General features: G+C 51.5%; 1 protein-coding gene. It reads left to right on the top strand.

The window, feature by feature from the left end:
- Positions 1–751 (top strand): hypothetical protein (locus Q1A20_RS26075; protein WP_299919734.1); only part of this gene is annotated, 751 nt, incomplete at its 5' end.
- Between the last annotated feature and the right edge of the window lie 136 nt (positions 752–887).

The following is an 887-nucleotide window of genomic DNA, read 5'->3' as shown; positions in this document are numbered from 1 at the left end:
TCACAGATATCCTGTGATCCTATCGGGAGCTCGACCTCAGTTCAGGGTCAGCCCAATTACGCATGCTTCGGGCTGGCTGTCGACATGTGAGGGTTTCGCGGAGAAGGTTGGCAGCAAGCTTGGGCGGACATGTTCCATCGGCAAGAGTGCACTAGGAAAAGGTGTTAGCACTTTCAGAGGCAGATGCCAGAAACAGGAGACACTAGTGCGAGAGATTGAAGGAATAAACGATGCGATGGCGGTTTTGCGGCCCCACTGGAAGGATATTGAGGCTGAATTTGACCGACAAAATGTGCGATATCTTGCTATGGCGGAGACCGATCATGAAGCGATTGGCCGAGTGTTACGAGCGCACCTAATCGTCGAGAACTTCATGAACAGCTACTTGGTCGGTACGTTTAAGCTTGAAGACTTTGACGGTATGAAGCTGACATTTGCCCAGAAGGCAAAGATGCTGCCTCAACGCAAAAGCAGTGCTGCATGGGTTAGGCCCGGAATAATCCAGCTCAATGCAGTCCGGAACAAGCTCGGACACCGGCTAGACCACGTCGTCGAGTTTTCGTCGATCAGTACAATTCAGGACGTCCTGTCAGTGGCAAGGGATGGAGTTAGTTTTGAATCACCCATTGATGCTATAGAAGCCTTCGCACCAGTAGCATGCGCTTTTCTTACCGTCCCTCCACGGCACCTCGCTAATGCTTTCAGCGAGGCCTTCAGTTACGTTCATAGCATAACGCCAAGTGAGGTTTGAAAGACCGTCCAATGTCAGCTTGGTCCCGCACATCGGGCCTATCGGTCGAAAAAGCTTATGTCAGCTTCTCTAATTGGGCGTTTGGGTCAAGCTCGTTTTCCTTCTTTGTTTGGGGCCGTTGTCGCTCATCCGGGTC

Origin of the sequence: uncultured Roseobacter sp. (genome assembly GCF_947501835.1) — a bacterium.
Classification (GTDB): domain Bacteria; phylum Pseudomonadota; class Alphaproteobacteria; order Rhodobacterales; family Rhodobacteraceae; genus Roseobacter.
The sequence above is the reverse complement of the archived record's forward strand: the minus strand, read 5'-3'. Positions and strand labels throughout refer to the sequence as shown.